Source organism: Lysobacter sp. TY2-98 (assembly GCF_003367355.1).
In the GTDB taxonomy this organism is placed as follows: domain Bacteria; phylum Pseudomonadota; class Gammaproteobacteria; order Xanthomonadales; family Xanthomonadaceae; genus Cognatilysobacter.
This window is the reverse complement of record NZ_CP031413.1, coordinates 2,441,467-2,450,455: the sequence shown is the minus strand read 5'-3', so window position 1 is coordinate 2,450,455 and position 8,989 is coordinate 2,441,467. Positions and strand designations below refer to the sequence as shown.

Sequence of the window (8,989 nt, the reverse complement as noted above, 5' to 3'; positions counted from 1 at the left end):
ACCCTCCCGCGACAGTGGACCGCAAGCGGCGGGCAAAGAGAAGCCCGGACCCGCCGGCCGATGTGCGAAGCGCTGCTGCGGGGGCGACGAGCGACTAGCATCGATACATCGCCCCGCCGGTGCCCGCTATGTCGACGCCCCCCGTCTTCGAAACCCACGAAGTCACCAATCAGTCGCCGGATTTCGCGCCCCGCAACCTCTGGCGCGACGACCCCGCGCTGCGCGAAGCAGTCACGCGCGAGGGCGGTGCGGCGTTCGACGCGCACGTCGCGGCCTACGGCCGACTCGCGGGCGACCCGCTGTACGCGCACGGCTTCGACGCCAACCGCGATCGTCCGCGCCTGCGCACGCACGACGCACGCGGCCGGCGCATCGATCGCGTGGAGTTCCATCCCGCGTATCACGCGTTGATGGACGCGGCGGTCACGCACGGTGTCGCGGGGCTGTCATGGCGCGACGCACGACCCGGCGCGCACGTCGCGCGCGCGGCGCTGAGTTACCTGCACCACCAGGCCGACGCCGGCACCAGCTGCCCGCTGACGATGACGCATGCCGCGGTGCCGGTGCTGCGTCGCGAGCCCGCGCTGCGCGACTGGGCCGACAAAGCCGCCGCGCCCCATTACGACGCGCGCGAAGTACCGATCGCCGACAAGCGCGGCGTCACTCTCGGCATGGGCATGACCGAGAAGCAGGGCGGCAGCGACGTGCGCAGCAATGCGACCACCGCGACGCCGCAGCCCGACGGTCGCTATGCACTGGTCGGCCACAAGTTCTTCTTCTCCGCTCCGATGTCGGACGGCTTCCTCGTGCTCGCGCAGGCGCCGGGCGGGCTCAGCTGCTTCCTGATGCCGCGCCGGCTCGACGATGGTGCGAAGAACGCGTTCCGCCTGATACGGCTGAAGGACAAGCTCGGTGACTGGAGCAATGCATCGGCGGAAGTCGAATTCACCGGCGCGCTGGCGTGGCGCATCGGCGACGAAGGCCGCGGCATCGCCACCATCCTCGAGATGGTCATGCTCACGCGGCTCGACTGCATACTCGGCGCCGCCGCGGAGATGCGCATGGCACTCGCGCAGGCCATGCATCACGCGCGGCATCGCGTCGCCTTCGGTGCGCGCCTGGTCGAACAGCCGCTGATGCGCAACGTGCTCGCCGATCTCGGGCTGGAAGTCGAAGCGGCGGTCGCACTGGCGATGCGCGTCGCGCGTGCGGTCGATTCGGCGCCGCACGATGCGCGTGAGGCGGCATTCGCGCGCGTCGCCACGGCCATCGGCAAGTTCTGGCTGTGCAAGCGCGCGCCGGTGGTGGTGAACGAGGCGCAGGAATGCCTCGGCGGCGCCGGCTACATCGAGGAATCCATCCTGCCGCGCCTGTATCGGCAGGCGCCGCTCAATTCGATCTGGGAAGGCAGCGGCAACATCCAGTGCCTGGACGTGCTGCGCGCACTCGCGCGCGACCCGGCCTGTCGGGAGGCGCTCGTCGCCGAACTCGACAGCGCGCGCGGACACGATGCGGCGTACGACGCCGCGGTCGAAGCGCTGCTGTACGGGCTTGAGCGCGCGCCGCCCGCCGAGGCACAGGCGCGACGCCTGACCGAAGCGCTCGCGCTCGCCTTGCAGGCGGTCGTGCTCGTCCGCGCGCGCTCACCCGTGGCGGCGGCGTTCGTTGCGAGCCGCCTCGGCGAGGCGCACCGGCTGGCCTTCGGCACGCTCGACGATGCACGCATCGACGTCGCACCCGTGCTCGAACGCGTCCTGCCGGATTGAGTCACCCGCTACGCGGTGCCCAGGCCATCAGCACCGCGCCCCCCGCGATCATCGCGATCGCCAGCCATTCGCGCGCGCTCGGTCGCTCGCCTAGCGCAACCACCGCGAACAGCGCGACCAGCACCACGCTCAGTTTGTCGACCGGCGCGACCTGCGAGGCGTGGCCGAGCTGCAGCGCGCGGAAGTAGCAGACCCACGACGCACCGGTCGCCAGCGCCGACAGCGTGAGGAACAGCAGCGTGCGCGGCGGTAGTGCGCGCGGGTCGCTCCACTTGCCGGTCATCGCGACGAACAGCGCGAGCACCGCGACGATCACGAACGTGCGCAGCAGCGTGGCGAAATCGGAGTCGACGCCCTGCAGGCCGATCTTGGCGAAGATCGCCGTGAGCGCGGCGAACGTGGCGGACATCAGCGCCCAGACGAGCCATCCAGTGGTGGTCGGCATATCGCGGCTCCGGTTCGGAAAGATCCAAGGCTAATGCGTGCCCGTGGATGGCGGCGTGCCCTCCTGCGCGGGCAGCACACCCTCGCGCAGCCGCGACATGCGGTGCCGCCACGTCTCCGCCGTCTGCGGCTTGACGAACAACGCGACCACTTCCGGATGCGCGGCCTGCACGCCGGATTCGATGCGGCGGATGCACTGCTCGATGTGCGGCGTATCGAGGTGGTCGTGGAAGTCGGCGCTGAGCGCGGCGACCACGGTGTCGGGCCCGAACTGCTGGGTGATGACGCCGTTCGCGCAGCGCACGTCGGGATCGGCGCCCGCGATGCGCAGGATGTCCTCGCGCACGCCGCGTCCGGCGCTTTCGCCGACCAGCAGCGCCTTGGTTTCCCGCGCGAGCAGGCCGGCAGTGACTGCAAGGATCAGGCCGATCACCAACGATGCCGCGCCGTCGAAGAACGGATTGCCGGTCACCTGCGCGAGTGCGACGCCGATCAGTGCGACCACCAGGCCGGCCAGCGCGGCCGTGTCTTCGAACAGCACGGTGAAGACGGTGGGATCCTTGCTGACGCGCACCGCTTCGAACCAGCCGAGCTTGCCCTTGTCGCGCCGGAACTGGCGCGTCGCGACGAGCCACGACCAGCCTTCGAACACGATCGACGCGCCGAGCACGAGGTAGTTCACCAGCGGCCGCACCATCGGCGCGGGATGACGCAGTTGGCGCACGCCCTCATAGAACGACACGCCGGCGCCGAGCGCGAACACCAGCAGCGCGACGATGAACGCCCAGAAGTACAGCTCCCGGCCGTAGCCGAATGGATGCGTCTCGTCGGGGGCGCGTTGCGAACGGCGCATGCCGTAGAGCATCAGCAGTTCGTTGGTGCAGTCCACCAGCGAATGCACGCCCTCGCTCAGCATCGCCGAGCTGCCGGTGATCGCCGCGGCGACGAACTTGGTGATCGCCACCGCGACATTGCCGGCGAGCGCGGCGAGGACGACCCGGTGGTTGGACGACGCCAAGGGCGATACCGCGGGAGACGGGACGCCGATGCTCGACGCCACCCCGTGAACCGGCTGTCGAATCGCGCGGAGTGATCGGTGCGGTCAGTTGCGGGACAGCTTCGTCACCTGTTCAGCGGCGGCGCGCTCACACGCGGAACGCCACGCTGTCGCACGGGCCGCATCCGCAGCCATCGAGGAGAACGCATGACCACGCCGAAGAAGCCGTCGTCCGAATCGCCGCACATGATCCGTGCCAGCAACAAGGGTGAGGTCGACACGCAGGGGCATCGTGATACGCCGCTGTCGAAGGACAGCAAGGCCGACCAGTCCGAGGGTGTGAAGGGTGGCGGGCAACCCACCGGCATGCACGGCCGCGGTGCGGGCTTCGGACGTCCGTCGCGGTGATATGCCGCGGGGCGTATCGCAGTGCGCGGCGTCATGCATCGCAAGAATGAATCGAGACGTGGCGCGATGACGCGGCCACCATGCATGCGTAACGGGAACGATGCGAGCGTCGATTCTTCGAAACACGATGAGGTGACGTCATGAGCCGGACGTCCGAGGCGCATTCCAATCCGATCGCGCGCATGTTCTCGCGCATGTTCCATCGCGACGAGGCTGCAACCGCGAGTTCGACTTCGACGCACACACCGCGGGAGATCGTGCCGCGCGTGGTGGACGTGCCCGCGGCGCCGCAATCGGCAGCGCCCACGTCGACAAACCCGGTCACGACACCCGCAACACCGCCCAACGCGGTCGCGCCCACGCCGACGGCGCGGCAGCGCACGTATACCGTGCAGCAGGGCGATTCGCTGTCGAAAATCGCGCTGCGACTCTACGGCGACGTGAACCGCTGGACGCTGCTGATGGAAGCCAATCGCGACCGCATGAGCGATCCGGATCGCATCTATCCCGGTCAGGTGTTGATGGTGCCGGACGCACCGCCACTGCACTGAGGGTCATCGCGGCTGCTAGCATCCGGCGGCCGGTCGAGGGGACCGGCGTCGGGCCGCATGGCGGCCGCCATCATTCCAGGGGAACGAATGAAGAAGACCGGATTCGTGGCCGTCGCGGCCGCGGTGTTGCTCGTCGCCGGCGCCGCGCAGGCGAAGGGCGTGGTGGTGAAGTCGGAGACGTCGATGTACGCCGGCAAGGCGCCGGACGCGGCCGCGAAGGCGTTGCTCGACGCCGCGATGTCGCAGACCGAAGGCGGCAGCTGGGAGCGCATCGGCGTCGGCCGCGTGCTGTATCTCGGCGGCAAGAAGAGCGATGCGCAGACGATCTTCGACCAGGTGCTCGCCGGCAAGCACGACGCGGGCGATGTCTACCGCATCGCGCGCGTGTACGCCGAAGCGCATGACTGGGCGAAGGCCAAGCCGATGTTCGACCAGTTCCTCGCGATGGGCGACTACGACGAGAAGGAACTGTCCGAGATCGGCGCGTACTACCTGCTCAACGGCGACCGCGCGACGGCAGAGAGCTATTTCCAGCAGGCGATCGCCCGCGATCCCAAGAGCACCTGGGCGTCGATGCGCATGGCCGGCGCCTACTTGGGCGTCGAACCGCAGCCGTAAGCCCGCTGCGGTGAACGGAAAGGCCGGCGACCTGCCGGCCTTTTTCGTTTTTTGGGCGGAGCGTTCTGGACGGAGCCTTCTGGACGAGCGGTCGGGACGTCGCGCGGCTGAACAAGTCGGCTTGCAGCGGCGCTCCGACCAAAGAAGACATGCACCGGCGCCGATACCGAGGCGAGTCGCCGCGTCCCGCGACGATCGGACCCGTCATGAGCTCGACCCCGGCGCTGGCCTCGGCCGCCTCGCCCTACCAGCGCACGCTCGAACGCGGCTTTCCGGGCCTGCGTTTCGAGCCCGTGCTCGAGCGCGAATTCCAGCGTTTCCACAGCCGCGTGAACCTGGGTCGCGTGCGCTGGTCGGCGTGGCTGGCGTTCGCGCTGTACGGCGTGTTCGTGGCGATCGACATCCTGACGCTGCCGCCGGACGTGCACCGCTGGACGGCCCCGATCCGCGTGCTGCTGATCATGCCGGGCTTCCTCGGCGTCATCCTCGCGACGCGACACGAAGCGTGGCAGCCGCGCATGCAGGGGCCGATCACCGCGGCCGCGGCGATCGCGGGGCTGGGCACGGTCGCGCTGATCGCGATCGGTCTGCGCCACCGGCATCCGCTGCCGTACGAAGGCATCCTGCTGGTCGCGATGTTCATCTACCTGCTTGCGAGCCTGGGCTGGTGGCGCGCCCTCGCGGTGAACCTGGCGACATTGGCTGCGCTGATCGGCACCGAACTCGCGTGGCAGTCCGATCCGCAGGCGCGCTTGTACCAGATCGTCTTCATGCTCGCGGCAAATGTAGTCGGGGCGACCGGCGCGTATTTCCTCGAACACTCCACGCGTTCGGTTTTCCTCGTCCAGCGCCTGCTCAACGAGCGCGCACTGCATGACGGGCTGACCGGGCTCGCCAATCGCGCAGCCCTCGGCGAACACCTCGACCGCGCGTGGCGGCAGGCACTGCGTGAGCGTGCGACGGTGGCGATCGCGATGGTCGACGTCGATCACTTCAAGCGCTTCAACGATCGCTACGGCCACGCGGAGGGCGATGCGGCGTTGCAGGCGGTCGCGGCGGTGGTGGGCGCACAGGCGCGGAGACCGCTCGACCTGGCCGCACGCTACGGCGGCGAGGAGTTCATGCTGGTCTGGTATCGCCCGGTCGACGCCGAACTCGATGCGCTCGGCCAGCAGTTGCGTGCGGCGATCGAACAGCTCGGCATCGCGCACCTGGACAGCGAATGCGGCGTGCTGACCGCGAGCATCGGCATCGCAAGCACGGTGGCGACCGCATCCGGCACGCCGCACCGCCTGATGGAGGCCGCCGACGCCGCGCTGTACGCGGCCAAGCAGGCCGGCCGGAATGGCGTGCGCGTGAGCGGTGGTGTCGCGGCCGTCGCCTGATCCGATCCCGACGGCCTTCATGTGCGCTTGATGCGGGGCGGGCTTCCATGCCGCCTCGCCCGACCGCGCCGCGCGATCCTGCCGACGCCGCGTCGCTCAAGAACTTCCGGATGCGGCCGTTAATGCCGTTATCCCGTCCCCGGCCTGCGTAATGACGCACGTCCTGATCGTCGAAGACGACGCTACCACCCGCAACGGACTTGCGGACCTGCTCGAACTCGAAGGCTTCAGCGTGAGCCGTGCCGAGAACGGGCTGGTATCGCTGAACCTGCTGCGCGCGGGGCTGCGCCCGGACGCGATCGTGCTCGATCTCGTGATGCCGGTGATGGACGGCCTGCGCTTCATGAAGGCGATCCGCAGCACCGTGCACGCGGACATTCCGATCCTGGTGATGACCGCGGTGGGCGATCAGGTCGACCTGGAAAACCTCGCGGAAGACATCGGCTGCCGCGTGCTCTCGAAGACCGGGCCGATCGAACCCCTGCTCGACGCGCTGCGCGCGTTCGGCGGTCGCGAGGCCTAACGGGCGAGCGCCATCGCGTCGAACGCGGCGTGCGCGATCACTACTGGCCACAGTCCACCGGTGCGTGCATACCACGCCGCGAACAGCAGGCCGACCGGAATGATCAACACCGACGGCGCGCCCTGGTAGAGGTGGTACGACAGTCGCAACGCGGTGCTCGCATTCACCGCGAACGCGGTGCCGCGCGCGGGCTTCAGCACGCCGACCAGATAGCCGCAGAGGAACAGTTCCTCGAATAGCGGATTCACCATCGACGCGAGCGCGACCGTCGCGATCGGAATGTCACGCGCGACCAGCGTGTCGGGCGCGGGCGGCACGATGTGGGCGACCTCCTGCATCAGCACGCCGAGCACGCCGCAGGCCAGCAGCGTCACCAGCGTGAGCAGCGCGCCGGCGGGCAGGTCCCAGTCGTTCCACACCGCACCCAGATGCGCGCGTTGCCAGCCGCGCAGGCGCAGCAGCGGCAACAGCGCGAGCAGCACCACGGCTTCGTAGACGATCAGCGAACGCAGGCCGTCCTCGGTGATCGCCGGCTGCGTGGACGGCGCGATCAGCGACGTCATGCTCGACAGCACCGGCATCGCGAACGCGACGAGCAGAACGAGCAGGCACTCGGTGCGTTGCGACATGGACCGCATGCGGGCTCCCCTCCCGGTCGTGCGACGTCGAAGGATACCGGCGTGGTGCGACCGGCGCGCACATCCCGCCCACGATCGGCCGTGTTAGATGCGCCGATTGCCGGAGACCGCTATGCGACCGCTCGCCGTCCCGTCGTTCCTGCATCCGCGCCGGCATCCGTCGGCCTATCTGCTCGCCGCGCAGCTGCTGAGCCTCGTGCTGTACGCGCGGCTCGGCGGCGCGGAGTCGGAATCCGAGCGCCTGCTGTTCAGTGCCGGCGCGCTGGTGGTGGTGCCGCTCGCGGTGTGGGTGGTGCGACGCAGTCCGTCGGCCAATTCGGTCGCGTGGGCGCTGGCGATTCCGGCGATCCTGCTGTCGGGCGCGGCCATCCTCTTCGACATGCCGACGCTGGCGATGTGGTCGTCCGTGCTGGAAGCGGTGCTGTATTTCTACGCCGCGATCAGCCTGATCGGCTACATGCTGCACGACCATGAAGTCACCGCCGACGAGCTGTTCGCCTCGGGCGCGACGTTTACCCTGCTTGCCTGGGCCTTCGCCTACACCTACCTCGTCTGTCAGGCGATCGAGCCGCGGAGCTTCATCGGCGCAGTCGAACCCGCACGTCCGCGGCTGTGGCTGGAGCTGCTGTTCCTCAGCGTGTCGACGCTGTCGGGTGTGGGGAATGGCGATGTCATGCCGATCTCGCCGCCGGCTCGCGTACTGGTGATGTTCGAGCAGATGGCGGGCATCGGCTACGTCACGATCGTGGTGTCGCGGCTGATCGGGCTGTCGATCGTCAAGGCGCGGGCCTGAGGACGCCGCAGGACGCGGTGGCCGCGCAGGCGTACCGTGTACGCACCCCGTCGCGCACACCGAAGGAGGTCGCCATGTCGCCCATCCGCATCCTCGCCGTCCCGCTGCTGCTGGCCGGCTGCGCCTCGACCGCGCCCACCGCGTCCGGTCCCAAAAGTGCCCCGGCGCCACGCACGAGCGCCGTGGTCTGCGCCCCCGGCGGTGACCTCACGTGCTTCGAGCGCGCGAGCGATCTCTGCCGGCCCAAGGGTTATGACCTGTTCGACTCGGAAGGCCGGCCGGCCACCGTGGCCGACGCCCAGGTCCGCATCGTGGAAGCGCGCTGCAAGCCCTGAATCGTCCGAATCGAGGCGGGCGTCGCATGAGCGACCGCATCCATGGGTAGGATGCGGGGCAGGGGAGGGCTCATGCTCGACATCGTCACGATGGAAAACGGCATCGCGGTACTGGCCGTGCACGGCAACGCTTCGGTCGCGGTCGTGCGCGGCGCGGTGAAGGCCGGGCTCATCGACGTCCAGCAGCAGGGCTACCGGCGCATCCTCATCGACGTGCTGCAGGCGACCGGCCTCGGCATGCCCAGCGTGATCGAGCGCGTGGACACGGTGCGCGAATGGGCATCGATCGCGGTGCCGGGCCTGTCGATCGCGTTCGTCGCGGACGACGCGTTGCTCGACGACGACCGCATCGGCATGGTCGTCGCATCGCAGCTGGGCCTCAACGCGGGCGTGTTCACCGCACGCGAGGACGGCGTCGCGTGGCTGCGTCGGCAGCGCCTGTTCCACACGCGGCGAGCGGACATGCTCGACGTCGTGGCCGAAGAATCGCAGGGCTGACGTGCGACGAGCGCTCGCGTCGCACGCGATATC

At 69.2% G+C, this 8,989-nt stretch carries 11 protein-coding genes and 1 pseudogene; 9 read left to right on the top strand and 3 right to left on the bottom strand.

Features of this window, described 5'->3' with window-relative positions; genetic code table 11:
• The first annotated feature begins 128 nt into the window (after positions 1-128).
• Complete coding sequence (locus tag DWG18_RS11935; protein WP_115647392.1) at positions 129-1,766, top strand: acyl-CoA dehydrogenase family protein; 1,638 nt, start codon at positions 129-131, stop codon at positions 1,764-1,766.
• A gap of 1 nt (position 1,767) precedes the next feature.
• On the opposite strand, the gene DWG18_RS11930 is transcribed toward DWG18_RS11935, so the two are convergent.
• Positions 1,768-2,211, bottom strand: a complete 444-nt coding sequence (locus DWG18_RS11930) for an EamA family transporter (RefSeq protein ID WP_115647391.1) — start codon at positions 2,209-2,211, stop codon at positions 1,768-1,770.
• Between the two features lie 30 nt (positions 2,212-2,241).
• Positions 2,242-3,228 carry a cation diffusion facilitator family transporter gene (locus DWG18_RS11925; RefSeq protein ID WP_240318520.1) on the bottom strand — a complete coding sequence of 329 codons (987 nt, stop codon included), beginning with the start codon at positions 3,226-3,228 and terminating at the stop codon, positions 2,242-2,244.
• A 186-nt stretch (positions 3,229-3,414) separates the two neighbouring features.
• Here DWG18_RS11925 and DWG18_RS11920 point away from each other — a divergent pair, with 186 nt between their 5' ends.
• From DWG18_RS11920 to DWG18_RS11900, 5 genes and pseudogenes are all read left to right on the top strand, one after another.
• Positions 3,415-3,615 carry a hypothetical protein gene (locus DWG18_RS11920; RefSeq protein ID WP_115647389.1) on the top strand — a complete coding sequence of 67 codons (201 nt, stop codon included), beginning with the start codon at positions 3,415-3,417 and terminating at the stop codon, positions 3,613-3,615.
• A 380-nt stretch (positions 3,616-3,995) separates the two neighbouring features.
• Positions 3,996-4,166 (top strand): annotated as a pseudogene (locus tag DWG18_RS15520) (LysM peptidoglycan-binding domain-containing protein); the annotation flags it as partial.
• A gap of 87 nt (positions 4,167-4,253) precedes the next feature.
• Complete coding sequence (locus DWG18_RS11910; protein WP_115647388.1) at positions 4,254-4,784, top strand: tetratricopeptide repeat protein; 531 nt, start codon at positions 4,254-4,256, stop codon at positions 4,782-4,784.
• A gap of 206 nt (positions 4,785-4,990) precedes the next feature.
• Complete coding sequence (locus DWG18_RS11905) at positions 4,991-6,169, top strand: diguanylate cyclase (RefSeq protein WP_162823826.1); 1,179 nt, start codon at positions 4,991-4,993, stop codon at positions 6,167-6,169.
• A gap of 151 nt (positions 6,170-6,320) precedes the next feature.
• Positions 6,321-6,692, top strand: a complete 372-nt coding sequence (locus DWG18_RS11900) for a response regulator (RefSeq protein ID WP_115647386.1) — start codon at positions 6,321-6,323, stop codon at positions 6,690-6,692.
• Here DWG18_RS11900 and DWG18_RS11895 read toward each other — a convergent pair.
• Positions 6,689-7,330, bottom strand: coding sequence for a CPBP family intramembrane glutamic endopeptidase (locus DWG18_RS11895; protein ID WP_115647385.1), 642 nt, complete (start codon positions 7,328-7,330; stop codon positions 6,689-6,691). The genes DWG18_RS11900 and DWG18_RS11895 overlap by 4 nt on opposite strands.
• 112 nt (positions 7,331-7,442) lie before the next feature.
• On the opposite strand from DWG18_RS11895, the gene DWG18_RS11890 reads away from it, so the two are divergent.
• The 3 genes from DWG18_RS11890 (at position 7,443) to DWG18_RS11880 (ending at position 8,956) form a co-directional block, all read left to right on the top strand.
• Positions 7,443-8,123, top strand: a complete 681-nt coding sequence (locus tag DWG18_RS11890) for a potassium channel family protein (RefSeq protein WP_115647384.1) — start codon at positions 7,443-7,445, stop codon at positions 8,121-8,123.
• Positions 8,124-8,197: 74 nt separating this feature from the next.
• Positions 8,198-8,458, top strand: a complete 261-nt coding sequence (locus DWG18_RS11885) for a hypothetical protein (RefSeq protein WP_162823825.1) — start codon at positions 8,198-8,200, stop codon at positions 8,456-8,458.
• A gap of 72 nt (positions 8,459-8,530) precedes the next feature.
• Complete coding sequence (locus DWG18_RS11880; RefSeq protein WP_115647382.1) at positions 8,531-8,956, top strand: hypothetical protein; 426 nt, start codon at positions 8,531-8,533, stop codon at positions 8,954-8,956.
• The last annotated feature ends 33 nt before the right edge of the window (positions 8,957-8,989 follow it).